Consider the following 25,463-nt stretch of genomic DNA (forward strand, 5'->3'; position numbering starts at 1 on the left):
CGAAAGAAACATAATCAGGTTAATGGCGGTCTCGATACGTTTTTCCATTTTTGATTCTCCTGAGTTATTTTCAGCCGCCAGGCGACGCTGAACAACGGCTTTTCTTTTAACCCGTTTTAACAGGTGATGCGATAACGCACGTAATCATCAGCGGGAGTAAATTCGTCATACAGTCGACGGGCCGGATTGTCGGCCTGCGTATGCCAGTAAAGGCGCGACCATCCTTGCTCTTTGGCTTCGGCTCGTAGCGCCTGCATCAATTGCCGGGCAATGCCGCGGCCGCGGACCTGCGGATCGACGAACAAGTCTTCCAGATAGCAAACCGGGGTTTTCACCCAGGTCCCTTCATGGAGAACGCATATTGCGAATCCCACCACGCGATCGTCAACCACCGCCACACGCCCCAGAACCGGCGAGCTGTGGTCCAGTAACCGCTGCCAGGTATATTCCGTGACATCGTCCGGCTGCGGGCTGCCATAAAAAGAGGTATAGCCTTGCCAAAGCTGCAGCCATTGTGATTTGTCTTGCCCACAGATCTCACGAATATCAACAACCATTGATTATCTCTCCTGATGCCCAAACTGCACCGGTTACGCGGGCGATCGATGTACACTTTTGCCGTTACGATAACCCATTATTTTCCTGGCCTAAAATTTCTTCAAGCGGCAGGGGCACAATTTGCCCTTATTCGTCTTTATCTGTAAGCCCCCTTTCCGCTGTTTAACGATTGCCCCTGAAGGAGTGACAGAACTGCACGGTCTGCTTTTTGATTCACGGTTATTGTATGTTGTAACTAAAATGAGTGAATCAATAACCCGGCCGTGGCCGGGTCACCTTTTATCAACGATGTTTAGATCAGCACAACGGCTTCACCGCTTCACGCATTCCGCGTAGCAGGATCGCGTCAAGATCCCGCGTCACCTGTTCAACCAGACCATTAACCTGGGTCAGGTCCTGCTCCCAATGGGAGGTCACCGATAGCACCGCTTTCACCAGTTCGCGGGTGCCGATCTGCGCATCGCGATGCTGCGCCCACAGCGTCTGGAAACGGGTTATCCATTCGGCGTCATCCTGCACCGGATAAGTTTCGCCATCGCGCTCCGCGCGATAGAACGCAATCAACGCCGCCAGCGCAAACGTCAGACGCGCCGGTAGTTTACCTGATTTCTCCTGCCCTGCCAGCAGCTGCGGCAGAATGCGGGTGCGGAATTTGGTCATGCCGTTCAGCGCAATGGAGAGCAGCTGATGTTTGATATACGGATTGCGAAAACGCCCTGTCACCGCGCTGGCAAAAGACTCCAGTTCCGCGCGCGGCAGATCGAGCACCGGAATAATCTCTGCATAAATCGCTTTCTCAACGAACGCACAAATCTCCGGGTCGTCCATCGCTTCGCCAACGGTATCCAGCCCTGCCTGGTAGGCAACCGGCACCAACGCGGTATGTGCGCCGTTAAGAATCGCCACTTTCCGCTCTTTGTACGGCTTAATATCATCAACAATCAGGACATTAAGTGGCAATTTATCCAGTCGCAGTTCAGCGGCCAGCGATTTGGGTCCCTGGATAACAAACAGATAGAAGTGTTCGGCGGTGGCGAGGAAACCGTCTTTGTAACCCAGCTGCGCTTCGATAGCCCCCGCTTCATCACGCGGGTAGCCGGTGACGATACGGTCCACCAGCGTCGAGCAGAACGCATTTGCCTCCTGCAGCCAGGTAATAAATGCCGCCGGCAGCGCCCATTCATGAGCATAGCGCAGCACCAGCTCGCGCAGCGCCTCGCCATTATAATCGATCAGTTCGCAAGGAATGATGATCCAGCCTTTATCCGCCGCGCCGGCGAAATGGCTGTAACGTTCGTATAGCAGACGGGTCAGTTTTGCCGGGTAGCTCACTGCCGGCGCATCTTCAAATCGATCGCCTGGGTGATAGCTGATGCCGGCTTCGGTCGTATTGGAAAACACAAACCGCATATCCGGGTTATGAGCCAGCTGAAGGAAGGCGTCGTAATCCGCGTAAACGCTGATTTCCCGGTTTACCGAACGGATCAGACGCGCATCGCTGACCGCTTCACCCCGTTCGTTCAAACCGCGGATAATGGTGGTGTACAGTCCATCCTGCGTGCTCAACGACGGGGGAAACGCGCTTTCTATGGGACGAACGATCACCACGCCGGCGTTCAGGTCGGTATGCTCATTCAGCAGATCAAGTTGCCAGTCGACAAATGCCCGAAGAAAATTACCTTCACCGAACTGGATAATGCGTTCAGGGTACTGCGCGCCGGGAAAATCACGACGGTTTAATGTTTTCACAATAGGTTCCCTCGTAGAGTGGTCATACAACCTGAGTAATTGGTGTAATAACTTAACAGCTTTTCTAAGAGTAAAACCGTGTTTTGATCAAACCTGACTCTGTTATTACAGGATCTTATAGAACAGTGAGGTCGCCGTCATCGTTCCGTCCGGCATTAAGGCATAACGCGGAATTTCCCCGGCTTTTTCCCAGCCGTACTGGACATAGAAGCGTTCCGCGCCACTGCCGGTGGCCGTATCAAGCACCAGTACCGACTTGCCCTGCTCGCGGGCAAGCTGCTCCAGGTAGTTCATCAGCGCATTAGCCAGCCCCTGCCGTCGCGCATTTTGGTGAACCAAAAGTTTTGCCACGTCGGCGCGATGAGGCTGGTTTTCCGGTTGATCGATGACTAATTGTACCGTGCCGACAATCTGCCCGGCCTGTTCGGCCACCAGCACGAGGCGCTCCCCGGCCGCCACGCTTTCGGCGATGCGCAGCCAGAACGTTCGCGCCGTTTGCAACGAAAAAGGCAGCATAAAGCTGACGGAGGCGCCGCTGTTAACGCAATCGGCCAAAATATCGCTCAGTGGGGAAAGGTTTTCGAGAATATCAGCACGCGAAAGCGTACGAAGAGAAAAGGATGTGGTCATTGGTCACTCCATGAAATTGACCACATCACTATGTTTTTAACTTATATTTAACACAAGCGGAATTGTCATTCCGTTTTCTTATTACTGATTCTCCGCCAGCGTCGGGGTGCAAATCCGATTGCGTCCGGCTTGCTTCGCATTAATAAGATAGTCATCGGCAGCCATCAGCAGTTGATTAAACAGCTCGGTGATCCGTCCGCCGCCGACCGGACGACACTCCAGCCCCATGCTGAGGGTCAGTTTGATCTTGTGCGGCCCCCAGACAAAGGTTTGCGCCGCCACGCCCTGGCGAATTTTCTCAGCCAGCAGCTGACCCTCCTGCGGCCTGCGCTCAACATGGCGACGGCAAACTCCTCCCCGCCAATGCGCGCCACCAGCCCCTGCTCGCCCACCAGATCCCGCACCCGTTGGGCGAACTGAGCCAGCACGCAATCTCCGCACTCGTGGCCCCAGCTATCATTCACTCGCTTAAAGCCATCGATATCCAGCAACATCACGGTAAGCTGCTGCGTTGCTGATTGCGGTTGACGCTTCAGCGCCTCGCTCAGACCGGAACGCGAGTAAACCCGCGTCTGGAAATCAAAATCAGCCCGCAGCGCCAGCTGTTTCACCAGGTTATTAATCGCGTCAACGCTGGAGGCAACAATCACCGGGCTGATTAACATCGCCGCAATGCCAAGGCGGGTCGAGAACAGCTGCCATGGCTGCAGATGCGCATCGGGAGAGAGATGAATTAATGCGTTCGCGACCAGCAGGATCTCACCGATGCCGGTGAGGAAAGTCAGCAGACAGGTCAACGGCAGCGGATAACGAATCGCACACCAGATCAGCGCAGGCAGCGGGAAGGTGATACTTTCGGCGCCCCCTACGGCGACGCCAAGAATAATGGACAACACCAGCACCATGACCGGCAGCAGCTGACTCCAGCGGAAACCGCTTAACGTCGAAGGGATCGTCACCGTCAGGATAAACGGCAGGATCAGCACCGCCGTCGAGAACTGTTCGCTAAACCAATCGGCCAGCAGAGAGATAAATGTCTCCCGCTCTACATCCATCGAGCCAAGCGTCCCCACGGCGGCGCTCAGGAAAGCCGCCAGCAGGCAGTAACAGAACAAATTCAGCACATTGATCGGGCCCGGCATGGAATCAGTCCGTCGCTTATCCCACAGCAGCAGCTGCGCCAGGCTGACGATAAAGACAATATTCGAGAAATTAATCAGCAGCGAGGCAAAGCCCATCCCCCAGCGTGAGGTCAGGCCGTCGTAGACCATCATCGCCACAAAACAGGTGGCATAAAAATAGCTACGATTGAGCCAGACATAGCGGGCGAAGATCCCGACCATCACGGCATTCAGCGGCCAGAAAAAGGACAGTTCCTGGACCAGACGCAGCATGGCACCGAAAAAATGGAGCAACAACGTTATGGTGAATAACACCAGCGCGTCACGCACGGGATGTTCCTCACGAAACAGCGTGAATAACCGAATCGACAGTGAAGACATTCAGTGATTATCCGTCTAATTGTTTCAGGCAATTATTATGTTAATAATTAGTTAGCGGATTATCATAACATGAGAATATTTATCCAGCATACCCATGACGGATAAATGCGCATTATTGAGGGCCGGATAAATTCATCTGGATAACCAGCCAGCGATGGATAACCTGCACCACATAGTGCTGCTCGCGGTCTGTCAGTTCGCGACCGGCGGGAATATCATGCCACTTCGCCAGACAGCCACGACAGCAGGTGGCGGTGGCATGCTGGGCGATAAACACCGGATGCCCGCGCATCGGCGTCTGTTTACCGTCATTCGCAATATGCGCCGGCGCCAGACGGCGGGCAATAAAATCCGCCGCGTGCTGGTCGATGGTCTCCGGCCCTTTATCGACACAATACTGCCGCTCTTTACTGCCAAGATGAAAGCGGGAACGAAAGGTCGAACGCTGGAGACGGGCAAATAAATAATCCATGTTCACCATCAGAATACCGACCTTCCCAGGCGTTGGGTGAGTTTTTCCAGTACCGCGGTTCCCGCCAGCGAGTTACCGGCCGCATCCAGCTCCGGACTCCACACCGCGATAGCCATCTCCTGCGGGACAATAGCGACAATACCACCGCCTACGCCAGATTTTGCCGGCAGTCCGACGCGCCAGGCAAACTCGCCGGCGTTCTGATACATCCCGCTGGTCATCATTAAGGCATTCACCTGCCGCGACTGGATCGGGGCAATCACCGGGGTATCCAGATGCGGAGCCACCCCGCGATCGGCGAGAAACAGAAACGTGCGCGCCAGTTCGACACAGCTCATTTCCAGCGAGCAGTAGTGAAAATAGTTTTGCAGAACCGTCGCGACATCATTATGGAAGTTGCCGAACGATTTCATCAGCCATGCGATCGCGGCATTGCGTGCCGAATGTTCGAACTCCGAACGCGCCACCAGCGGATCATACGCGATATCCGTCACCCCACTCAGACGACGCACGATTTCCAGCATTCTCTGCCGCGGCGCGCTCAGCCGGCTTTGCAACATATCGCAGACCACCAACGCGCCGGCATTAATAAAGGGGTTGCGCGGTTTGCCCTGCTCGATTTCCAGCTGTAATAACGAATTGAACGGCTGTCCGGAAGGATCTTTCCCCACCCGTTGCCAGATTTCATCCTCCTGATAGTGGTTCATCGCCACCACCAGGCTCAGCACTTTAGAGATGGACTGAATAGAAAAACGTTCGTGGGCATCGCCGGCAGAATAGTGTTGACCCTCTACCGTGCAAATCGCCACGCCAAGCTTATTGCCGCTTACGCTTGCCAGCGCCGGAATATAATCCGCCACTTTGCCACGCCCAATCAGCGGCCTGATTTCTGCCAGAATCGTCTCCAGCATTGCATTATTGATGACCGTCGCCACACCCGGCTCCTTGCCCGCCGTCAAAATTCGGGCTGCGAGTATAGCAGAGCACGGCGACGATCGTCAGGTGCGACTTCCGTTAGCGACGGTCTTTCCATACGGTCTGGACGTTACAGAACTCATGCAGGCCAAAGTGGGACAGCTCGCGACCAAAGCCGCTCTTCTTCACCCCGCCAAACGCCACGCGCGCATCGCTGGCGCTGTAACCGTTGATAAAGACGCCACCGCACTCCAGCTCGCGAGAAAAACGTCCGGCTTCATCGACGCTGGCGGTAAACACGGTCGCCGACAGACCGAATTCGCTGTCATTGGCCAGCGTCAGCGCATGGGCTGCGTCTCGCGCCACGGTAATAGTCGCCACCGGGCCAAACAGCTCCTGGCGGAATCCGGTCATCTCCGGGGTCACGTTGCCCAGTACCGTTGGCGCATAGTAGTTGCCCGGCCCGGCGATTTTCTCCGCCCCGAGCAGCAGGGTCGCCCCTTCAGCCAGCGTCGCCGTCACCTGTTGATGCAGCTCATCACGCAGATCGAAACGCGCCATCGGCCCGAGGTAATTGGCCTCATCACGCGGATCGCCCATCTTCAGCGCTTCAACCGCGGCAACAAATTTTTTGCTGAAGGCCTCGGCAATCCCGGCCTCAACGATAAAGCGCTTCGCGGCGGCGCAAACCTGCCCGGTATTTTGATAGCGGCCAATCACCGCGGCTTTTACCGCTTCATCGAGGTCGGCATCATTCAGGACGATAAACGGATCGGAACCGCCCAGTTCAAGAACGCATTTCTTCAACGCCGCGCCGGCCTGGGCGCCAATCGCCTTGCCGGCGCGCACGCTGCCGGTTACCGTCACCGCGGCAATACGCGAATCGTCGATCATCCGGGAAACACCATCATTCGTCGCGTTAACCCAGCCAAATACGCCAGCCGGCAACCCTGCCTGATTGAAGATCTCGCCAATCAACGCCGCGCTGCCCATCACGTTCGGCGCATGTTTCAACAGATAGCTATTCCCCGCCAGCAGAATCGGCACCGCGCCGCGCAGAACCTGCCACAGCGGGAAGTTCCACGGCATAATGGCGAGAATCGCGCCCAGCGGACGGTACTCAATCACCGCATTGTTATTTTCCACCTGGGTGGCTTCGGTCGCCAGCATGGCCGGGCCGTGTTCCGCATACCAGTCGCAGAGATTCGCGGATTTCGTCACTTCACCACGCGCCTGGGCGATCGGTTTGCCCATCTCAAGGCTGATCATTTGCGCCATCTCTTCGGCGCGGGCGCGCAGCGCGTTACCGACTTTACGCAGAGCATCGGCGCGCTGTTCAAGACTGACGGTACGCCACTGACGATAACCCTGCTCAGCAAGCGCAATCGCCGAATCCACCTCTTGTTCGCTCGCCCAGGGCAGAGACGATACCCTTTCTCCCGTGGCCGGGTTGACGGAAACCGCGTGAGTTGCAGATAAATTCATCGTTATGCTCTCTCTGTTGATGACCAATGTTGATTGCGAATTGACCTCATTCTGGCTTACCCTTCCTTTCATTGAAAATGAATAATATTAAGCAACCTATTCACAAAAGAAGAACACTATGGACCTGACCCAGCTTGAGATGTTTAACGCCGTCGCCAGCACCGGCAGCATTACCCAGGCCGCGCAGAAGGTGCACCGCGTCCCGTCAAACCTGACGACCCGTATTCGCCAGCTGGAGGCCGACCTCGGCGTCGAGCTGTTTATTCGTGAGAACCAGCGCCTGCGCCTTTCGCCGGCGGGACACAGCTTTTTGCGCTACAGCCAGCAGATCCTCGCGCTGGTCGATGAAGCCCGAATGGTGGTCGCCGGAGATGAGCCGCAGGGGCTGTTTTCGCTGGGTTCGCTGGAGAGTACCGCCGCGGTTCGCATTCCATCGACGCTGGCGCTTTATAACCAGCGCTATCCGAAAATCCATCTCGCGCTCTCTACCGGCCCGTCCGGGACGATGATTGATGGCGTACTGGAAGGCACTTTAAGCGCCGCATTTGTCGACGGGCCGCTGGTCCATCCAGGCCTTGAGGGGTTACCGGTCTTTCCGGAAGAGATGATGATTGTGGCGCCCTTCGGCCATCCGCCGATTACCCGCGCCAGCGAGGTGAACGGCAGCAACGTCTACGCCTTTCGCGCCAACTGTTCCTATCGCCGCCATTTTGAAAGCTGGTTCCACGCCGACCGGGCAACGCCAGGGCGGATCCATGAAATGGAGTCCTATCACGGGATGCTGGCCTGCGTCATTGCCGGCGCCGGACTGGCGCTGATCCCGCGCAGTATGCTGGAGAGTATGCCCGGCCATCATCAGGTGTCGGCCTGGCCGCTGGCCGAAGAGTGGCGCTGGCTGACGACCTGGCTGGTCTGGCGACGCGGGGCGAAAACCCGTCAGCTGGAAGCGTTTATAGCGCAGCTGAACGAAGATCGGCAACGAGCAGTTTCTCCATAAACAGGCTCAGCGGGTCGGGTTGATACGGTGCGAAGGCGCTGCGGGTCTGATAACCCCAGCGGGTATACAATCTGACCGCCGCCTGCTGATAGATTCCGGTCTCCAGCCGCACGGTATGGCAGTCCCGGCGCAGCGCTTCCGTTTCCAGCGCCTCCAGCAGCCGTTCGCCCAGCTTTTGCCCGCGATGCTCCGGGTCGATAAACACCCGCTTCATTTCCCCAACCCCATCGTGGCCGAGCACAATCGCCCCGCAACCGACCGCCTGATGTTGGACATCGCGGATCAGCAGCACAATCACCGACTCCTCCGCCAGCTGGCTCAAATCAACGAGGTGGTTGCTCTCGGCCGGATAGAGGGATTCCTGATATGCATCCAGGCGGGCAATCAGCGCCGTCAGATCCGGATCGGTTATGGCTGTCGTGGCGATGGTATACATAGGCGAGCTCCTTTTTTCGCCTACTGTAGCGCAGCGCATACCCCTGTTCTCATAGTTTTAACTTATACAACCCGCAGCCGCTTGCGCTAAGCGATTGAACCGCAGTAATTTTATGCCATGACGCTTGATATCGGGAATGAACCATGAATACCAAAGCACGCAAGGTAATGATTATCGGTGCCGGCAATGTCGGCACGTCGGCGGCCTACGCATTGTTAAACCAGACGATCTGCGAGGAGTTGATCCTTGTGGACCTCGATACGGCCAGAGCACAGGCGCATGCTCAGGATCTGAGCGATGCAGCCGCCTATATGCCGGGAATGATGACCATTTCAACGCGGGACATCAGCGAGTGTGCCGATGTCGATATCGCGGTGATTACCGTTTCCGGCGGAGCGCTGAAACAAGGCCAGAGTCGCCTTGACGAGCTGAACGCCACGGCCAACATCGTGAACAGTATCGTTCCACCGATGATGGGCAACGGCTTCAACGGTATCTTTCTGGTGGCCACCAACCCCTGCGATATTATTACCTGGCAGGTCTGGAAGCTGTCCGGACTCCCGCGCAGCCAGGTGATAGGCACCGGCGTCTGGCTGGATACTACCCGCTTGCGACGGGTACTCGCCCAGGCACTCGATATTGGCGCCCAGAGCATTGACGCTTTTATTCTCGGCGAACATGGCGATACCCAGTTTCCGGTCTGGTCGCACTCGTCGGTTTACGGTTCTCCGATTGCCGATGTTTACCTGAAACATACCGGTCAGCAACTGGATCGCCAGCAGATCGCAGAGAAGGTTCGCACCCTTGGCTTTGAAATTTACGCCGGGAAAGGATGCACGGAGTACGGCGTCGCCGGCACCATCGCCGAGATCTGTCGCAATATATTCACCGGCAGCCATCGCGCGCTGGCTATCTCGTGCATTCTTGACGGCGAATACGGTATGGATGATGTCGCGGTCGGCGTACCGGCGGTCCTGGCGCAGAGCGGCGTTCAGCAGATTATTGAACTGCAATTAGCCGAGGATGAGGCGGCGCAATTCCGCCACTCTGTTGAGGTGATTAAAGCCAATATCGCCCGTCTCGCGTAAACCCGCTTCCCTTGCGTTGACGCCCGCTTTACGCGGGCATCCCGCTCTCACGGCTAGCGGCGGTCGGGATAGATTCAGCGTAGCAAAATTCTCCCCTGCAGCCAGGTCACCGCCTGGCCGGCCATCAGCACGCGATCGCCCTTCAGCTCACAGCGAATATCGCCGCCGCGCGGCGATATCTGCCGGGCCAGCATCTTGCTTTTTCCGAGCCTGGCGCTCCAGAACGGGATCAGCATGGTATGCGCCGAACCGGTGACCGGATCCTCCCAGACCGCTTCTCCCGGGGAGAAAAAACGGCTGACAAAGTCATACTCGCCATCGCCGGGTGCGGTAATCGTCACCTTATGCTCACCGGGCGTCATTGCCGCGATAGTCGGGCGCACGGCGGCAACCTCCTCGCGACTGGCCAGCTCGATAAGCCATGCCCGGCCACGGCGGGCGCTCACGTACCGCTCAATGCCTAATCCGGCGAGCAGGGCCGCAGGCGGAGTACTCTCTTGCGTGGCACAGGCCGGAAAATCCAGGGTCAGCCAGTCCCCTTCCCGGCTCACGGTCAGGCGACCGGAGGCGGTCGCAAAATGAATCGCCGCATGAGGGAAGTCGAGATGATGAAAAATGACGTGTGCGCTGGCGAGAGTGGCGTGACCACAGAGGTTCACTTCATTGCGGGTGGTGAACCAACGTAGGGAGAACGACTCTCCCTCGCGCACCACGAAGGCGGTTTCAGACTGATTATGCTGCTGCGCCATTTTAAGCAAAATATCATCCGCCAGCCACGCGTCCAGCAGGCAGACCGCCGCCGGGTTACCGGCAAAAGGCCGCTCACTGAACGCAGAAACCAGATACATGGGGATCTCTTTCACCGTATCTCCTTAGCGTAGCGTAATGGTGCCTGTCATGTACGTGGTCGCCTGCCCGCCAATCAGCACCCGATCGCCATGCCACTGGCATCGCAGATCGCCACCGCGGGCGGAGACCTGTCGCGCCTGCATGGTCGTTTTGGCCAGTTTTTCCCCCCAGTAGGGGATCAGCATACTGTGCGCCGAGCCGGTCACCGGGTCTTCAACAACCCCCTCGCCCGGACAGAAAAAGCGGCTGACGAAATCATATTCATCATCGGCGGCGCTGACGCAGATCATTTTGCCCGTGAGCTCAAGCAACGACATATTCGGCCGCACGGCTTCCACCTGCTGACGATTTTCGAGGATCACCAGGTAATCCCGCCCCTCGCGAATCTCTACGGCCTTGTCCAGCCCAAGCCCGGCAAGCAGCTCCGGCGGCGGCGCGATAAGCGGGGTGGTTTGCCACGCCGGGAAGTCTAACGTCAGCCAGTCGCCATTACGCGTGACCCTCAGTTCCCCCACAAAACGGGTACTGAACACCACAGTGGTGGAAGGATGGTCGAGATATTCAAAGATAATGTGCGCCGAGGCCAGCGTGGCGTGGCCGCAGAGGTTAATCTCATGCAGCGTGGTGAACCAACGCAGCTCATAACCCTCATCGGTGCGGACAAAAAAGGCGGTCTCAGACTGGTTGTGCTGCTGCGCCATACTCAGCAGCGTGTCGTCCGGTAACCATTCGGTGAGTGGGCACACCGCGGCAGCATTACCGCCAAAATTGCGATCGCTGAAGGCATCAACCAGGTAAAAATCAATTTCCTGCATCATACAACTCTTCCTGTTTTTACTTTTCTTCAACATGACATAAAAGCGTGCCATGTACACGATCTATATAAAAATGAATCCGTTAGCTTATAAATGCCGCCAGATGCCATAGTGAGATCCAGATCACAAAACGATTGTATTTTCACCAGCAATCGTTTTAAGATCGAGACCTCTTCTTCCTCTTTAGTAACCAGCTCAGAACCTATGATTACAAACACGGTTTCACGCAGGGTCGCGTGGCTTCGGGTAGTCACGCTTGCGATCGCCGCTTTCATTTTTAACACCACTGAATTCGCTCCGGTCGGTCTGCTGTCCGACATTGCCGACAGCTTCGGCATGGAAACCGCTCAGGTGGGCATGATGCTGACCATCTATGCGTGGGTGGTCGCGTTAATGTCGCTGCCGTTTATGCTGCTGACCAGCCAGATGGAGCGCCGCCGCCTGCTGATCGGCCTGTTCATTCTGTTTATTGCCAGCCACGTGCTGTCGTTCTTTGCCTGGAGCTTTAACGTTCTGGTGATCAGCCGCATCGGTATCGCCTTTGCGCATGCGGTCTTCTGGTCGATAACTTCTGCACTCGCAATACGTCTGGCGCCACCGGGCAAACGTGCGCAGGCGCTGAGTCTGATTGCAACCGGCACCGCGCTGGCGATGGTATTCGGCATTCCTATCGGCCGCATCATCGGGCAGTACTTTGGCTGGCGGACCACCTTCCTGGCGATCGGCCTGGGGGCGCTGGTGACGCTGGTGTGCCTGTTTAAGCTGCTGCCCAAACTGCCTAGCGAGCATTCCGGTTCGCTGAAAAGCCTGCCGGTACTGTTCCGTCGCCCGGCGCTGTTGAGCATCTATCTGCTGACCGTCATTGTGGTGACCGCGCATTACACCGCCTACAGCTATATTGAGCCGTTTGTGCAGACGGTAGCCGGTATGAGCGGTAATTTTGCCACCGTGCTGCTGCTGATCCTTGGCGGCGCAGGAATCATCGGCAGCGTGCTGTTTGGTAAACTGGGCAACCAGCATGCTTCCGGACTGATTAGCATCGCCATTGGCCTGCTGCTGGTCAGCCTGCTGCTGCTGTTGCCGGCATCGCAAAACGCTCATCACCTGATGGTGTTAAGCATCTTCTGGGGCATCGCTATCATGATTATTGGTCTGGGGATGCAGGTGAAGGTTCTGGCGCTGGCGCCGGATGCCACCGACGTGGCGATGTCGCTGTTTTCGGGGATCTTTAATATTGGTATCGGCGCGGGCGCGCTGGTCGGCGGCCAGGTCAGTACGCATCTTTCAATGGCCTCGATCGGCTATGTCGGGGCGCTTCCGGCGCTGGTGGCGCTGGTGTGGTCAATCATGATATTCCGCCGCTGGCCGGTGTCGCTGGACGATCATCAGCCTCACCACTCCTGAACGGGGTGACGAAAGAAAAAAAAGCCTGCCGGTTGTTCCATCGGCAGGCTTTTTTATTCGCGGGTCGCCAGTCAGGCGACGGGGCGTTATCAGGCGTGGTAGTGAGTAATGATTTCCAGCACGCCGTTGATAATAAACTGTACGCCCATGCAGACCAGCAGAAAGCCCATCAGGCGCGAAATCGCTTCGATTCCCCCTTTCCCCACCAGACGCATGATTGCCCCGGAACTGCGCAGGCAGCCCCAGAGGATAATCCCGACCAGGGCAAAGATAATCGGCGGCGCGGTCAGTACCACCCAGTCGGGAAAATCGACGCCATGCTTCACCGTCGATGCCGTACTGATCAGCATGGCGATGGTCCCTGGCCCGGCGGTGCTCGGCATTGCCAGCGGCACAAACGCGATATTGGCCGTCGGTTCATCCACCAGCTCTTCGGATTTGATCTTCGCTTCCATCGAGTCATGCGATTTCTGCTGCGGGAAGAGCATGCGAAAACCGATGAAGGCTACAATCAATCCACCGGCAATGCGCAGGCCAGGGATAGAGATGCCGAAGGTGCTCATCACCACCTGACCGGCATACCAGGCAACCATCAGGATGATGAATACGTACACCGAGGCCATCAGCGATTGTTTGTTGCGCTCCTCGTTGTTCATGTTGCCAGCCAGCCCGAGGAACAACGCAACGGTCGTCAGCGGGTTCGCCAGCGGTAAAATCACCACCAGCCCCAGACCTATCGCCTGAAAGAGTTCAATCATAATGAATTAAGGCCCCGTTAATCTTTCACTATTAAAAAAGTTTTGCCGCGCAAGTATAACTTTGGTCGTCAATATCATTCCAGCGCTTATCAACCGGCCGGCGCGCCGCCTCACCGCCGCTTCATCCCAGGTCAGAAGTCTGCTTTAGCAAATCGTGTCATCGTCTAATCCCTCAGGTTGACATATTATTGCCTGGGCAATAATATCAGCAGCAATTAACTACTTGCCTGGGCAACCATTGTGAAAAACACCAGCGATCTGTTTAACGAAATGATCCCTCTCGGTCGCTTGATCCAAATGGTTAACCAGAAAAAAGATCGCCTGCTCAACGAATATCTCTCGCCGATGGATATTACATCCACCCAGTTTCGGGTGCTTTGTTCTATTCGTTGCGAAGTATGTATTACCCCCGTTGAGCTGAAAACCGTGCTGTCGGTCGACCCAGGCGCAATGACGCGCATGCTCGACCGTCTGGTCTGTAAAGGCTGGATTGAACGGTTACCCAACCCCAATGACAAACGCGGCGTACTGGTGCAGTTGACACCGGACGGTGCGGCCCTTTGTGAGCAGTGTCATCAGGTTGTGGGTCAGAAATTGCACCAGGAATTAACAAAAAATCTGTCGGCGGATGAAGTGGTCAACCTTGAGCATTTACTCAAAAAAGTCCTGCCGTAATAAGAAGAGGTAAGATGATGTCCAGACGCAATAATGACGCCATCACTATCCATAGTATTTTGTCGTGGATTGAAGATAACCTGGAATCGCCCCTGTCGCTGGAAAAAGTGTCCGAGCGTTCTGGTTACTCCAAATGGCACCTGCAAAGAATGTTTAAAAAAGAGACCGGTCACTCCTTAGGTCAGTACATCCGCAGCCGCAAGCTGACGGAAATCGCGCAAAAACTCAAGCAGAGCAATGAGCCGATTTTGTACCTGGCAGAGCGCTACGGTTTCGAATCGCAACAAACGCTGACGAGAACCTTTAAAAACTACTTCGACGTTCCGCCGCACAAATATCGCATGACCAATATGCCGGGTGAATCCCGCTATCTGATGCCACTAAACAACTGCTGTTAATCGCCTGCAACAAGACGTATTGAGGAAATCATGAAACTATTCGCTACCGCGGCCATGGTCCTGGTCGGCCTGGCCTCCAGCCAGAGCTATGCGGAGCAAACCACTACGCCGGTTCGCCACAATCACCGCGACGCGATGATTATGCCTTCCGAACATAACGACTCTCCATTTGATTTCAATCATATGGCCGCCGGTAGCGACAAATCGGATGAGCTGGGCGTACCGTATTACAATTAACTGCACTACCCGAGCATTTTGCCCCGTTTACGGGGCTTTTTTTTGCGCCTCTGACAACGACGGGTCGCGACCCCTGGTCTGTCCCGTTTGCTGCACTCCCTGATCTCAATTTGTGCCCAAATATCATATAATTCCTTATCCCTGTTCATCGTAGTTACGCGCGTGAAACGCTAAGACCGCTGATGTACATTTCAACCCGGTTCAAAATTGTTCTTCACCTGTGTGGGTTTCTGGTTTTGCTCTACAGCCTGACCATGATCCCGCCGATGCTGATTGCGCTGTTTGCCAAAGAGCGCAGCGTTTTTGCCTTTTTTTCGACCTTTGCTATCGCCTTCTCTGGCGGCTTGCTCTGCTGGCGAGCGACGCATCAGTCCAGGGTTAATCTCGAAACCCGCGATGGTTTTCTTATTATCGTGCTGTTCTGGCTGCTGTTTTCCGCCATCAGCGCCTTGCCGCTGTGGCTAAATGATGAACTACACCTGTCGATAGCCGACGCCCTGTTTGAGGGGGTTTCGGGGATTACCACCACCGGGGCATCGGTCTTTCATGACGTCTCTTCGCTGCCCGTTTCGATCCTCTATTACCGCGCCCAGCTCAATTTTGTCGGTGGCTTAGGGGTTATCGTTCTTGCTGTAGCGGTGTTGCCGCTGCTGGGCATTGGGGGAATGAAGCTTTATCAGTCCGAAATGCCAGGACCGTTTAAAGAGGAGCGTCTGACGCCGAGGCTGGCAGATACCGCCAGGAGCCTGTGGCTCACCTATATGCTGCTGGGGGGCGCCTGTACCCTTGCTTTCTTGCTGGCCGGGATGCCTTTTTTTGATGCCCTTTGCCACGGGCTATCGACGGTGTCGCTGGGAGGGTTCTCCACGCATACCGAAAGCATCGGCTACTACCAGAGCGATGCAATAGAGCTGGTGGCCGGGGCATTCTCTCTGCTCTCGGCCCTTAACTTCACCCTCTATTTTGTGGCTATCGCGCGTCGCAGCCTGAAACCGTTTCGCCGCAGTACCGAGATGCATTTCTTTTTCCTGGTCGTGGCGCTGGTGGTCGCGGTGGTCACTTTCGCAGTGTGGCGCGCGGGGATGTACAGCCTGCCCAAATCGTTCGTCCACGCTTTTTTTCTCACCAGTTCCATGATCACCGATAACGGTCTGGCGACGGCGGATTATGCCTCCTGGCCGCCGGATATTATCGTGCTGCTGCTGTCAGCGAGCTTTTTCGGCGGCTGTGTCGGTTCGACCTGCGGGGGAATTAAGGCGCTGCGTTTTCTGATCCTCTTTAAGCAGAGCCGCCACGAGGTACATCAATTAGCTCATCCCCGGGCAATCATGAGTATCCGGGTCGGAAGCGCCATCATCAACGATCGCGTGTTGCGTTCCGTGTGGAGCTTCTTCTTCCTGTATATCCTCACGACCTGCGTATTTGTCTGGCTGTTGAATCTGCAGGGCTACGATCTGCTGACGTCGTTTGCATCGGTTGCCGCCTGCATTAATAACATGGGCCTCGGTTTTGGTGCCACCGCCGATGGCTTCGCGGGGCTGAATGATGTCTCGAAATATCTGATGTGTATGGCGATGCTGTTGGGGCGACTGGAAATCTATCCGCTGCTGATTCTGCTTTCGCGTACATTCTGGCGTAGTTAGCGGGGCAGCGGCGACAGGCAATTCGCCAGGCAGATGAGCGCGCTCCGGCGCGGAGAAGAAGACATAACGCCTGCAATGCAGGCGTTAGTTTTTAGTTCACCGTGGCCGGATGCTCCAGACTCTCCGTGCCCTCACGTTGCGGCTCTTTCTCGTGCCGGCGCGCCGCCAGCAGTCGACAGATCTCCGCATGCTTCTCCTCGGTAAAGGTAAAGCGCGACATAAACACCAGCCGGATCAGCGAACCAATGGCCGGCAGCAGGCAGATACCAAAGAACAACCCCGACAGCACGCCGTCACTCTGGGTTTGCGCCTGCGGCACGTAGCCGATCATTGTCAGAAACACGCCGATTAATCCACCGCCTACCGCCACCGACATCTTGCCGGTAAAGGTCTGTCCGGAGAAGGTGATCGCCGCGCAGCGCTTGTGGGTGTGGTACTCCGCATACTCGATGGTGTCGGCAATCATCGACGAGGTGAGGATGTTGGTCATCATCACGAACAGCGTACTCAGGCCAAGCAGAATAAACAGCATGGTCACGTGCTGATATCCAACAAACCACATCACCACGCGAACCGCGACATCCAGCCCGCAGAGGATCATAAACAGCTTCCGCTTCTGCATCCTGCGCGTCAGCATCGGGGCGACGAGACACACCACCGCCGCCATAATCCCCATCACGCCGATCGCCATCTGCAGACTGCCGTCACCCATATTGTTGATAAAGAAATAGATATAGAGACCACCTGCCACGTTGTGGAACACGCAGAAAAAGAACGACAGCAGAACGATAAACAGTGGCTTGTTCTGGCGCAGGTTATGGAAGGTGTCACGTATGGTCACCTTTTCCGGGCTCGGCGGGACGCGCTCTTTGATCTGCATAAAGCCGTTGAGCATCAGCGGTAACCCCACCAGCATCATCACCAGCGCCGCCATAAAGTAGCCTTTGTCGTTGCTGTACTGGGCGAAAAACGCCGCCAGCTTCGGGAAGAAGATATTGGCGCAGGCGATCCCGGCGTTGACCCCCAGCATGGCTGCCGTCACCGCGCGGGTGCGCTGCCCGGAGTCGTTGGTCATCACCGACGACATCGACCAGAACGGGATATCAGAGATGGCGTATAGCGTTCCCCACAGAATGTACGTCACCCCGGCGTAGAGAATTTTGGTGGTCATGTCCGCTTCGATTTTATAAAACGCCAGCAGGGTGACGCCCGTGATCAGCAGCGGGGCAATCAGCAAAAAGTGACGAAACTTGCCGAAGCGGCTGTTAATGGTGTCCATTATGCTGGCAAACAGCGGATCGTGAACCGCGTCCCACGCGCGGGCAATCAGGAAGATGGTACTCGCCGCCAGCGCTGAGATCCCCAGCACGTCGGTGTAAAAATAGTTAATAAACGAACCCACTAAACCAAAGCTAAAACACTGACCTAAACCATAACCAAAATAAGACCACAACTCACGAGACGGTATTTTCATTGCCATTGCCATAGTGCGTACCTGGTTGCCCGGCGGCAGCCCGCCGGGTGGATATTATTAGCCCTGAGCTTGCGGGGCGATGTTACGGAGTTTCTTCATTAAGGCCATTTCACCGCGCGAAAACGGGATCCCGTTCTCCTCAAACACATCGTGGAACCAGAGGCGGCAGTAGTCCGCGGACTCCTTCATCACCACCGGCCACGGCAGCCAGGTCTGCGTTTTGCCGCGCACCAGTCCCCACTGATACGGGGCTATCTTCGCCGTGTACATCAGCGGGAGTTGCTCTTCGATGGTGCTGCCCACGTGGCGGGCCAGCCATTCGGTGCAGAAGATTGGCCGCCCAAGCGCCTGCAGCTGCTGGATAATCGCGGTCATGCGCCCGGTATTGGTGTAGGCGTGGAAGCTCACCACGTCTGATAACGCCAGCGCGGTCTGATCCAGCGGATGTTGATAAAACGTCTCGCCCTCCTCTTCCGCCGGTAGACGCCACGCGCAGACGGTAAGCGGCTGCGTTGGATCCTCTTCACGCACCCAGCGGAACGCCAGCTTCATCAGCTCATGCGCGCAGGTTTCCAGCTTCGCGTCGTACTGCACCTCTTGCGTGCCGGTGGCGAATATGCCGCGGTTGCCCGGCTCGTTATACAGATCCCACAGCAGCACGCGCTTGTCGTCGCGGAACTGGCGGACAACGTCACGGATATAGCGCTCAACCTGCGGCCAGCTGTCGGGATCGCACACCTTGTCGCGCCCCGGGCTCGCGGCCGCCTGGCTGTTGTGCTTGCCCGGCACCGGCGGCTTTTGCGGCCCCAGATAGGGCTCATCACCGGAGAAACCGCAGTCGTCCATCAGCGTCAGCATGGTGCTGAATCCGTGGCTGTCGGCAATGGTCAGAAACTTGTCGATACGCGCTATCAGGCCGTCGCGATCGTGTTCCCAGACAATAAACGGCAGGTTGATGCGCAGGGTGTTGTAGCCCGCCGCCGCCGCCCAGCCCAGTTCGCGATCGATGGTGTCGGCATCGAAAGTCTCTTGCTGCCAGATATCGGTCCAGTTCACTGCCGTCGACGGCAGGTAGTTAAACCCGCACAGCCACCCTTTCTGCTGATACCACGCCTGCGCCTGGGCTTTACTCCACTGCTCTTTCATTACGCGTCCTCTTACTGATAATGTTTAGCTAATAAATATTAGTTGCGGGATAAATGCGCAAATCACCACGCTAAGAAAAGCGACAGCCTTCACAAAGTTCACGCTTCGATGAATGAGAAACGTGATCGACAGCGCGTAAGCGAGCAGTTAGGGTATGATGCGGTGACGCCAGAGGGAGAGGACCAATGAAGCGAAAGACAAAAGTCACGATGAACGATATTGCGCGAACGGCGGGCGTGTCGCAGGCGACGGTATCGCTGGTGCTCAACCAGTCCCGTAACATTAAGCTCAGCGACGACACCCGCCAGCGGGTTATCAGCGTGGCGACCGAGCTCGGCTACGACCGCCTGCCCGCCATTCATGCTCCGCGTAATCAGGAAGAAATCGCCCTGCTGGTGAGCTCTCTGCAAAGCTTTGATCCGTTTATCGATGCCATCAGCCAGGCGCGGGAAGCCGCGTGGCGCAACGAAGCGCTGCTGACCGTGTACGACTACGGCGATGACGTAGAGCTGGCGCTGAACATTATCCGCCAGCTGGAGAAGCGCAACTGCATCGGGATTATACTCGCGTCCCCGGTCACCACGCTGGTCGACATGACGGCTTTTCAGGACTGCACCCGCATTCCGCTGGTGCTGCTCAACCAGCGCGACCCCGGCTCACCGCTGCTACCGTCGTTTATTCCGGACGACTACGCCAACGCTTTCCAGGTGACAAAACACCTTATCGCCTGCGGCGCAAAGCGTATCGCCCACATCACCGGGGAGAGCTGGATGGAAGCCTCCCGTCAGCGACTGGCCGGCTACCAGGCCGCGCTGCAGCAGGCCGGTTTTGCATGCGACGACAGCCTGGTGCGCCAGACCAACTGGCAGTTCAGCGAGTCCTTTACCGCCACCGCCTCCCTGCTGGCACTGGATGAACGCCCGGACGCCATCTTCTGCGCCAGCGACTGGCTGGCGATCGGTTGCTATCAGGCGCTGGCGGTCAATGGCATTGGTATCCCGCAGGATATGCTGTTGGCGGGCTATGATGACCAGAAGATCTCCGAGCAGCTCACCCCGCCGCTGACCAGTATCCAACTGCCTTACAGCGAGCTGGGACGCCTGGCAGTGGAGTACCTGTGTAATCAGGAAGATGCCGCCACGCACGTGACGCTGGCGGGCAGGCTGAAGGTGCGAACATCAAGCCTCGTCTGAGGTGAAGACCATTCTGGCATCGGGCTCGTCGCCGGCGGGGAGCATAAACTTACGGCTATTGACTCTCCGCGCGGGCACCACTGCATCGATGAGCAGCGAATGGCTGTCCTGCGTTTGTAAGCATGTGGTTATGCCACTCATCAGCGGGTTTTACAGGTATTCATTGCTAATCATCAAACGGCCCGACAAAATCTGTTAAGCGCGTGACGCTAAGTCAGATAATTGCACTTCCCCGCTTATTTTTTTAAATATCAGACCCTCAGAAAATAGCGGATGCATTTTAATTCTTGATGAAATTATATTCACTGCAAGGTTCTGTGACGCAGCGACCATGCCTTTTTATGTCGCGTTCGATAAAAGTGGCAACCGAAAGTAGTATGGCTATATTTCCTGTCAACAGCTGAAAACCAGGGAAATATTTAGTCAGTAACGTTGATTAAAAAACCATCCCTCTTCTTAGTGTGTTGATTAAGAAGAGGAATATTAATTTGTTTAAAGAAATCAGTACCCTGCAGCTTTGTTAGCGGCTTTTATACGCTTGTTTCTGGCGTCTTTTTCTTGTTTGTCATGAGCTTGCATTATCCCGCTTGCCGCATCTACCCAATCATTTGCACTACATCCTGATAATCCCACGCTCAGCATAAGCGCAAAAACATACTTCATATTAGCTCCATCACCTGATTATTGTAGAAATAACGTCCATGTAATACACAAAGTATTCGACGCTTGAGTCGTTACTTTAACAAAAAAATGGTCTCATGAACAAGGCGAGGATTTCAAACCCGCTGCGTTATAATAGCCAGAGATGAATTCTGGCTTTATTAATTTAACACGGAGGGGAGAAAATAAAACTGAAGATATGCCATTTAAATGGCGTAGCTGTCAATTGTTTAGGGCGAATGACCGGAACGCTTAGAGTTCGAGTGCGGCAAGGATTGCGGTTTCCATTTTCTCCGGCGTGGCGATCGGTGCAAAACGCTTGAGCGGTTTGCCGTCGCGCCCAATCAGGAATTTAGTGAAGTTCCACTTGATCCGTCCACCCAAGACGCCGGGCAGTTCGTCTTTCAGGAAACGAAACACCGGGTGCGCTGCGGCCCCGTTCACCTCCACTTTCTCGAACATCGGAAAGCTTACACCGTAGTTGATGTGACAGGTCTGCGCGATGTCGTCGGCGCCGCCTGGCTCCTGCTTACCGAACTGGTTGCAGGGGAAACCAAGCACCACCAGCCCCCGGGCGGCGTACTTCTTGTAGAGCGTTTCCAGGCCTGCGTATTGTGGCGTGAAGCCACAGTGGCTGGCGGTATTCACCACCAGAACCAGCTTGCCCGCGTAGTCGGCCATCGAGATGCGCTCGCCATGCAGACTGTTGGCACTAAATTCATAAAAGGTGGTCATGGCGGAATCCTCAGAGCAGAACCAGTAAGAGATAGTGCCAGTCATTCAGACTATTCGCCACTGTGGCCACCGGAAACGTAGCTTTCTGGTAAATCTATGATCACCAGTGTGCCAAAACTGCCGGTTTCCACCGTATGAGGAATGCCTGCTTTGGCGACATAAAGCTGGCCAGACGTTACGGAGATTTTTTTACCCTGCACGCTCAGTTCCAGACGTCCGTCAATAACCAGTAACCCCTCGTCATACTCATGTACTTCTTCAGTTACCGGGCGCTCATCCATGCGTAAGACTTTGAGGTTCGCGGCCCCCACGCGTCCTAAGATATGAGAGCGCCAGGCCTCCGGTAACGCATGTGCTTCGGTTCTGAGATCATAAAGCGGCATAAGGTCATTCCCTGTGATGTATTCAATACTTATATGCCATATCAGTGCCCCGTCGACATAGAACAAATATGGCAAAAGAAGTTGAAAAAGAGGGTTAACCCCTGCCCGATACGGCGAGTCATTCTGAAGAGCCAGATTCAGTCCATTGACCAAAACAATTTCAGTGCCACCCCGGCGGCGCTCACTTTGCTGTGCTCATCCCCGAGCGGGACGATGCGGGAGGGATAAGCTGCAAGCCCGGATAGCGCTCCAGCCACCTTTTTTCCGCGACGCGTTGCCAGAAAATATCCTGCTTATCGCCCTCAAATAATGGCGTTGCCCGAAGACGGAGCGCAAACAGATCGTCGAGCCCATACGGCGCAACGATCTCAATAAGAGTGGAACTGCTTATTCTGACCGCAACGGCCGTCGCCGTCTCAGGCCAGTAGAGGAGAGCATCCGCTGTCGAGCGATAGGGTTCATGATTGTTACGTTGATGCATTCTGGCCTGATTCTTCACTGACCAGTTAAAGAGCGGTGCTTGCCGGCTGAGTTTCTCTTCCATAGCGCTATCAAGTACTGAATCGCAGTTTTTCGGCTCGAACCAGACCACATCCACATCACCCGAGAGTGGCCTTGGCCCGTATCCGTGCAGATGATCCCAGACCGCATCTCTAACAAAGCCGGCACCAATCCAGCCATCGTTGAGTCCCAGCGCCTGAACGGCGTGCAGCGCTTTCATTCTTAGCGGGTCGTTTAACAACAGGCCCTGCAATACGTCCTGATATTTCATCATGTCCCTGAAAACGGTAATTGAGGTTGGTCTCTGCCTGATAATAGTATCAACATCCAGGGGGCGCCGCTGCTGGCGCCCCCTGTTATTGACCTCGCGGCTAATCCTCGTACGCTGCGTGATGGAAATCAATTTCCCACTGCAGCACATCGCCATAAAGCGCAGAAAGCGCCTGCTTTTCGTTTTCACTCAGCGCCATGGCGCAGCGATCGAGTTCGTTCTTCAGCCAGAGAGCCTGCTGATAAAAGTCGTCCTCCGCGTGCATTTCCACCCAGCGCCTGACGTCAGCATCGCTCTGGCGATGCTCACTCGCCCCCCGGCACCAGGAGTAGTACATCCATTCCGCACCGAACATCATGGTAATGATCTGTTCATAGTTGCCCAACCGGGCTGTCTGCAGCATGCCGTCGCGAAAACGCTGCACGCCTGGCAAATCGTGCGGATAATCCGTGGGAGAGATCCGCCGTTCTGCCAATACCTGTTCAAACCACGAAATCTGGGTGTCTACCAGGGCGTTCAGTACGTTGATTAGCCAGCGCTGTTGCTGAATATTCGGCGCCTTGCTGACCCCGAGGGCGAAAATGGCGATAGCCGTAGCGACAAAGTTGCCCTCAAACACCAGATAGCGATTGAATACGGTTGTCGGCAAACGATCGTGTTCAATATCAACCACAAAACGGTGCCTCTGCATCGTCTGCCAGACCTGCTGATGTTCGCGCAGCAGCCGCTCGCTAAACGCCTCCATTAGGCCTCCTCCAGCGCAGCCTGGGCGATAGACATAAAATGCTTAACCCGGGCCAGCTCAACGTCGTTCCACCAGACGCCATCAACCTTCATGGTGCTGGCCACAATCACCCCCTGAGTTCGTCCGAGGATCTGGCTGACATTGGCTGGCGTCACCCCCGAGCCCACTAACAACGGTAGCTCTGTCGCCGCGCGAATCTCATCAATTTCCGCCATCGTGGCGCTATCGCCGGTACGCTGCCCCGTGGCAATCACCGCGTCGGCCTCGAAAAAGTCCACATCGCGAGTCAGCTCCTGAATCGAACGATCGGCAACGATAGCATGGCTACCGTGCTTAACGTGGCTATCGGCAAAGACGCGAATATGCTCAGCACGCAGCATACTGCGATAGCGCAGCGCCTTAGCCGCCGCCCCTTCAATAAACCCTTCGTTGGCGATATAAGCATTGGCCCACTGATTGACGCGCACGAAATCGGCCCCCCCCGCCAGGGCGATAGCCATCGCCGGAATCGCAGCGTTGGCCAATACATTAATTCCCAACGGTACGCCAAAACGCTCGCGAACTTTCTCGGTAATGACCGCCATCAGCGCCGAGGTTTCATGACCGATATCCTCGGGTTTGGAAAAAGGGATATCGCCATGATTTTCAACAATCAGTCCATGAACGCCTCCAGAAATATAATTTTCTGCGTCACGAAGCGCACGCTCAACAATATCACTCACTGATTTCCCTCGATATTTAGGCGCGCCGGGAAAAGGATCGCAATGAATAACACCTATAACAACCTTACTGCGTGAAAAAATAGCTTGTATTGCATTCGTTTTTTCTGCTGAGATAGCAACCATCTTATCCATCCTGTTAAGGGAACACTATGCGTGTTTACGTTACCGGCAATATTACCGTAGATGAAACCTGGTCTGTTTCGGATATACCAAAAAAAGGCACTTCAATTCATGGCGTTAAAATTTCGCAGGATATCGGCGGCAAAGGCGCGAATCAGGCGATTATATTATCCCGCTGCGGAATAGATACGCGATTAATTGCCGCCACGGGAAATGACAGCAACGGAATCTGGATCCGCCAGCGGATAAAAAATGAATCTCTGACGCTACTACCCGACTGCCATTTTAACCTGCATAGCGATACCTCGATTATTTTAAATAGCGCTGATGGTGATAATGCGATCATTACCACTACCGCCGCCGCCGATACATTCCGCCTTGATGATATTATTGCGCACATCGCTGATGCCGCTGCGGGCGATATTCTGTTACAGCAGGGCAATTTCTCCCTGGACAAAACTCGGGCGCTATTCCAGTACGCCAAAACCCGCGGTATGACAACGGTATTCAACCCCTCACCCGTCAATCCTGACTTTTGTCATCTGTGGCCGCTTATCGACATCGCGGTGGTCAATGAATCAGAGGCTGAACTGCTTCAGCCTTACGGGGTGAAAACCTTAGTGATTACCCAAGGGGCTGCAGGCGCCTGGCTGGTCCGCGATGGCCAGCGCCAGTTTTGCCCCGCGGCCCCCGCCGAGGCGCGAGATACCACCGGCGCGGGCGATACGTTCCTCGCCGTGATGCTGGCGTCCGCGCTACTGCGCGACGTTGAGCCGGATGACCTGGCGTTGGCCCATGCCAGCCGTGCTGCCGCCATTACCGTGAGCCGCCGGGGGACGCTCAGCGCCTTTCCCGATGCCCGGCAACTCGCCGCCCTGTTAGACACGGACGGCGCGCACTGA

Annotated in this window: 27 protein-coding genes and 1 pseudogene; 9 read left to right on the forward strand and 19 right to left on the reverse strand. The window is 55.7% G+C overall.

Annotated features, from left to right (window positions below; all coding sequences use genetic code 11):
* Positions 1–116: 116 nt before the first annotated feature.
* From AC007G_RS22760 to sad, 7 genes and pseudogenes are all read right to left on the reverse strand, one after another.
* Complete coding sequence (locus AC007G_RS22760; RefSeq protein ID WP_142631050.1) at positions 117–557, reverse strand: GNAT family N-acetyltransferase; 441 nt, start codon at positions 555–557, stop codon at positions 117–119.
* Positions 558–855: 298 nt separating this feature from the next.
* Entirely contained in the window at positions 856–2,307 is a 1,452-nt protein-coding gene (locus tag AC007G_RS22765) for a tagaturonate reductase (protein WP_142631049.1), read from the reverse strand.
* A 105-nt stretch (positions 2,308–2,412) separates the two neighbouring features.
* The gene (locus AC007G_RS22770; protein WP_142631048.1) at positions 2,413–2,937 is read right to left on the reverse strand and encodes a GNAT family N-acetyltransferase; all 525 of its coding nucleotides are present in this window, start codon (positions 2,935–2,937) and stop codon (positions 2,413–2,415) included.
* A gap of 81 nt (positions 2,938–3,018) precedes the next feature.
* Positions 3,019–4,439: pseudogene (locus AC007G_RS22775) on the reverse strand (GGDEF domain-containing protein).
* Positions 4,440–4,551: 112 nt separating this feature from the next.
* Positions 4,552–4,920 carry a DUF4186 domain-containing protein gene (locus AC007G_RS22780; protein WP_032687639.1) on the reverse strand — a complete coding sequence of 123 codons (369 nt, stop codon included), beginning with the start codon at positions 4,918–4,920 and terminating at the stop codon, positions 4,552–4,554.
* Complete coding sequence (gene glsB / locus AC007G_RS22785; protein WP_032687638.1) at positions 4,920–5,846, reverse strand: glutaminase B; 927 nt, start codon at positions 5,844–5,846, stop codon at positions 4,920–4,922. Before glsB ends, AC007G_RS22780 begins: the two co-directional genes overlap by 1 nt.
* A 79-nt stretch (positions 5,847–5,925) precedes the next feature.
* On the reverse strand, positions 5,926–7,311 hold the full coding sequence (sad, locus tag AC007G_RS22790) for a succinate-semialdehyde dehydrogenase (protein WP_032699805.1): 1,386 nt from the start codon (positions 7,309–7,311) through the stop codon (positions 5,926–5,928).
* A 118-nt stretch (positions 7,312–7,429) separates the two neighbouring features.
* On the opposite strand from sad, the gene ptrR reads away from it, so the two are divergent.
* Positions 7,430–8,308, forward strand: coding sequence for a putrescine utilization regulator PtrR (gene ptrR / locus AC007G_RS22795; RefSeq protein WP_032687636.1), 879 nt, complete (start codon positions 7,430–7,432; stop codon positions 8,306–8,308).
* Here the strand turns inward: ptrR and AC007G_RS22800 are convergent.
* On the reverse strand, positions 8,262–8,744 hold the full coding sequence (locus tag AC007G_RS22800; RefSeq protein ID WP_142631047.1) for a GNAT family N-acetyltransferase: 483 nt from the start codon (positions 8,742–8,744) through the stop codon (positions 8,262–8,264). The two genes, ptrR and AC007G_RS22800, sit on opposite strands and share 47 nt — an antisense overlap.
* A 143-nt stretch (positions 8,745–8,887) precedes the next feature.
* Here AC007G_RS22800 and AC007G_RS22805 point away from each other — a divergent pair, with 143 nt between their 5' ends.
* Positions 8,888–9,832 carry an L-lactate dehydrogenase gene (locus AC007G_RS22805; RefSeq protein ID WP_142631046.1) on the forward strand — a complete coding sequence of 315 codons (945 nt, stop codon included), beginning with the start codon at positions 8,888–8,890 and terminating at the stop codon, positions 9,830–9,832.
* 74 nt (positions 9,833–9,906) lie between these two features.
* Here the strand turns inward: AC007G_RS22805 and AC007G_RS22810 are convergent, their stop codons facing one another.
* Both AC007G_RS22810 and AC007G_RS22815 read right to left on the reverse strand, forming a co-directional pair.
* Positions 9,907–10,695: a PhzF family phenazine biosynthesis protein gene (locus AC007G_RS22810; RefSeq protein WP_032687631.1), complete on the reverse strand. Its 789-nt coding sequence runs from the start codon at positions 10,693–10,695 to the stop codon at positions 9,907–9,909.
* A gap of 9 nt (positions 10,696–10,704) precedes the next feature.
* A complete protein-coding gene (locus AC007G_RS22815; RefSeq protein ID WP_142631063.1) occupies positions 10,705–11,496 on the reverse strand; it encodes a PhzF family phenazine biosynthesis protein in 792 nt (263 codons plus the stop codon).
* Positions 11,497–11,700: 204 nt separating this feature from the next.
* Between AC007G_RS22815 and AC007G_RS22820 the strand changes: the two genes are divergently transcribed.
* A complete protein-coding gene (locus AC007G_RS22820) occupies positions 11,701–12,900 on the forward strand; it encodes a sugar transporter (protein WP_142631045.1) in 1,200 nt (399 codons plus the stop codon).
* Between the two features lie 89 nt (positions 12,901–12,989).
* Here the strand turns inward: AC007G_RS22820 and AC007G_RS22825 are convergent, their stop codons facing one another.
* Positions 12,990–13,658, reverse strand: coding sequence for a MarC family NAAT transporter (locus AC007G_RS22825; protein ID WP_032687629.1), 669 nt, complete (start codon positions 13,656–13,658; stop codon positions 12,990–12,992).
* A 240-nt stretch (positions 13,659–13,898) separates the two neighbouring features.
* Between AC007G_RS22825 and marR the strand changes: the two genes are divergently transcribed.
* The 4 genes from marR (at position 13,899) to AC007G_RS22845 (ending at position 16,611) form a co-directional block, all read left to right on the forward strand.
* A complete protein-coding gene (gene marR / locus AC007G_RS22830; protein ID WP_004862187.1) occupies positions 13,899–14,333 on the forward strand; it encodes a multiple antibiotic resistance transcriptional regulator MarR in 435 nt (144 codons plus the stop codon).
* Positions 14,334–14,350: 17 nt separating this feature from the next.
* Positions 14,351–14,731, forward strand: a complete 381-nt coding sequence (gene marA, locus AC007G_RS22835; protein WP_004862191.1) for an MDR efflux pump AcrAB transcriptional activator MarA — start codon at positions 14,351–14,353, stop codon at positions 14,729–14,731.
* A gap of 30 nt (positions 14,732–14,761) precedes the next feature.
* A complete protein-coding gene (gene marB, locus AC007G_RS22840; protein ID WP_032687627.1) occupies positions 14,762–14,968 on the forward strand; it encodes a multiple antibiotic resistance protein MarB in 207 nt (68 codons plus the stop codon).
* A 182-nt stretch (positions 14,969–15,150) separates the two neighbouring features.
* Complete coding sequence (locus AC007G_RS22845) at positions 15,151–16,611, forward strand: TrkH family potassium uptake protein (protein WP_032687625.1); 1,461 nt, start codon at positions 15,151–15,153, stop codon at positions 16,609–16,611.
* Between the two features lie 91 nt (positions 16,612–16,702).
* Here the strand turns inward: AC007G_RS22845 and AC007G_RS22850 are convergent, their stop codons facing one another.
* Positions 16,703–18,097, reverse strand: coding sequence for an MFS transporter (locus AC007G_RS22850; RefSeq protein ID WP_032687624.1), 1,395 nt, complete (start codon positions 18,095–18,097; stop codon positions 16,703–16,705).
* A gap of 45 nt (positions 18,098–18,142) precedes the next feature.
* A complete protein-coding gene (locus AC007G_RS22855) occupies positions 18,143–19,231 on the reverse strand; it encodes a cellulase family glycosylhydrolase (protein ID WP_032687623.1) in 1,089 nt (362 codons plus the stop codon).
* Between the two features lie 185 nt (positions 19,232–19,416).
* Here AC007G_RS22855 and AC007G_RS22860 point away from each other — a divergent pair, with 185 nt between their 5' ends.
* Positions 19,417–20,424: a LacI family DNA-binding transcriptional regulator gene (locus tag AC007G_RS22860; protein ID WP_032687622.1), complete on the forward strand. Its 1,008-nt coding sequence runs from the start codon at positions 19,417–19,419 to the stop codon at positions 20,422–20,424.
* Positions 20,425–20,925: 501 nt separating this feature from the next.
* Here AC007G_RS22860 and AC007G_RS22865 read toward each other — a convergent pair.
* The 6 genes from AC007G_RS22865 to AC007G_RS22890 all read right to left on the reverse strand — a co-directional run bounded on the left by AC007G_RS22865 (position 20,926) and on the right by AC007G_RS22890 (position 24,564).
* Positions 20,926–21,087 (reverse strand): hypothetical protein, encoded by a 162-nt coding sequence (locus tag AC007G_RS22865; protein WP_164673314.1) that lies wholly within the window; start codon positions 21,085–21,087, stop codon positions 20,926–20,928.
* A gap of 249 nt (positions 21,088–21,336) precedes the next feature.
* A complete protein-coding gene (locus AC007G_RS22870; RefSeq protein ID WP_032696152.1) occupies positions 21,337–21,819 on the reverse strand; it encodes a glutathione peroxidase in 483 nt (160 codons plus the stop codon).
* Positions 21,820–21,869: 50 nt separating this feature from the next.
* Positions 21,870–22,202: a cupin domain-containing protein gene (locus AC007G_RS22875; protein WP_142631044.1), complete on the reverse strand. Its 333-nt coding sequence runs from the start codon at positions 22,200–22,202 to the stop codon at positions 21,870–21,872.
* Between the two features lie 181 nt (positions 22,203–22,383).
* Positions 22,384–22,974 carry a nucleotidyltransferase family protein gene (locus AC007G_RS22880; RefSeq protein WP_142631043.1) on the reverse strand — a complete coding sequence of 197 codons (591 nt, stop codon included), beginning with the start codon at positions 22,972–22,974 and terminating at the stop codon, positions 22,384–22,386.
* 100 nt (positions 22,975–23,074) lie between these two features.
* Positions 23,075–23,719, reverse strand: a complete 645-nt coding sequence (locus tag AC007G_RS22885) for a TenA family protein (RefSeq protein WP_032696150.1) — start codon at positions 23,717–23,719, stop codon at positions 23,075–23,077.
* A complete protein-coding gene (locus AC007G_RS22890) occupies positions 23,719–24,564 on the reverse strand; it encodes a BtpA family protein (protein ID WP_032696149.1) in 846 nt (281 codons plus the stop codon). The genes AC007G_RS22885 and AC007G_RS22890 overlap by 1 nt, the downstream gene beginning before the upstream one ends.
* A gap of 26 nt (positions 24,565–24,590) precedes the next feature.
* On the opposite strand from AC007G_RS22890, the gene AC007G_RS22895 reads away from it, so the two are divergent.
* Entirely contained in the window at positions 24,591–25,463 is an 873-nt protein-coding gene (locus AC007G_RS22895) for a PfkB family carbohydrate kinase (protein ID WP_032687616.1), read from the forward strand.

Source organism: Klebsiella sp. CSG-1 (assembly GCF_056521145.1).

Bases quoted from the DNA above. Each gene is read 5' to 3' on its own strand.
- AC007G_RS22815 (WP_142631063.1), bottom strand. From the start codon at position 11,496: ATGCAGGAAATTGATTTTTACCTGGTTGATGCCTTCAGCGATCGCAAT.
- AC007G_RS22800 (WP_142631047.1), bottom strand. From the start codon at position 8,744: ATGTATACCATCGCCACGACAGCCATAACCGATCCGGATCTGACGGCG.
- AC007G_RS22895 (WP_032687616.1), top strand. From the start codon at position 24,591: ATGCGTGTTTACGTTACCGGCAATATTACCGTAGATGAAACCTGGTCT.
- AC007G_RS22825 (WP_032687629.1), bottom strand. From the start codon at position 13,658: ATGATTGAACTCTTTCAGGCGATAGGTCTGGGGCTGGTGGTGATTTTA.
- AC007G_RS22820 (WP_142631045.1), top strand. From the start codon at position 11,701: ATGATTACAAACACGGTTTCACGCAGGGTCGCGTGGCTTCGGGTAGTC.
- AC007G_RS22870 (WP_032696152.1), bottom strand. From the start codon at position 21,819: ATGACCACCTTTTATGAATTTAGTGCCAACAGTCTGCATGGCGAGCGC.
- AC007G_RS22850 (WP_032687624.1), bottom strand. From the start codon at position 18,097: ATGGCAATGGCAATGAAAATACCGTCTCGTGAGTTGTGGTCTTATTTT.
- AC007G_RS22805 (WP_142631046.1), top strand. From the start codon at position 8,888: ATGAATACCAAAGCACGCAAGGTAATGATTATCGGTGCCGGCAATGTC.
- AC007G_RS22845 (WP_032687625.1), top strand. From the start codon at position 15,151: ATGTACATTTCAACCCGGTTCAAAATTGTTCTTCACCTGTGTGGGTTT.
- AC007G_RS22880 (WP_142631043.1), bottom strand. From the start codon at position 22,974: ATGAAATATCAGGACGTATTGCAGGGCCTGTTGTTAAACGACCCGCTA.
- AC007G_RS22890 (WP_032696149.1), bottom strand. From the start codon at position 24,564: ATGGTTGCTATCTCAGCAGAAAAAACGAATGCAATACAAGCTATTTTT.
- sad (WP_032699805.1), bottom strand. From the start codon at position 7,311: ATGAATTTATCTGCAACTCACGCGGTTTCCGTCAACCCGGCCACGGGA.
- AC007G_RS22875 (WP_142631044.1), bottom strand. From the start codon at position 22,202: ATGCCGCTTTATGATCTCAGAACCGAAGCACATGCGTTACCGGAGGCC.
- AC007G_RS22885 (WP_032696150.1), bottom strand. From the start codon at position 23,719: ATGGAGGCGTTTAGCGAGCGGCTGCTGCGCGAACATCAGCAGGTCTGG.
- AC007G_RS22760 (WP_142631050.1), bottom strand. From the start codon at position 557: ATGGTTGTTGATATTCGTGAGATCTGTGGGCAAGACAAATCACAATGG.
- ptrR (WP_032687636.1), top strand. From the start codon at position 7,430: ATGGACCTGACCCAGCTTGAGATGTTTAACGCCGTCGCCAGCACCGGC.
- AC007G_RS22865 (WP_164673314.1), bottom strand. From the start codon at position 21,087: ATGAAGTATGTTTTTGCGCTTATGCTGAGCGTGGGATTATCAGGATGT.
- AC007G_RS22855 (WP_032687623.1), bottom strand. From the start codon at position 19,231: ATGAAAGAGCAGTGGAGTAAAGCCCAGGCGCAGGCGTGGTATCAGCAG.
- marB (WP_032687627.1), top strand. From the start codon at position 14,762: ATGAAACTATTCGCTACCGCGGCCATGGTCCTGGTCGGCCTGGCCTCC.
- AC007G_RS22860 (WP_032687622.1), top strand. From the start codon at position 19,417: ATGAAGCGAAAGACAAAAGTCACGATGAACGATATTGCGCGAACGGCG.
- AC007G_RS22780 (WP_032687639.1), bottom strand. From the start codon at position 4,920: ATGGTGAACATGGATTATTTATTTGCCCGTCTCCAGCGTTCGACCTTT.
- AC007G_RS22770 (WP_142631048.1), bottom strand. From the start codon at position 2,937: ATGACCACATCCTTTTCTCTTCGTACGCTTTCGCGTGCTGATATTCTC.
- marA (WP_004862191.1), top strand. From the start codon at position 14,351: ATGTCCAGACGCAATAATGACGCCATCACTATCCATAGTATTTTGTCG.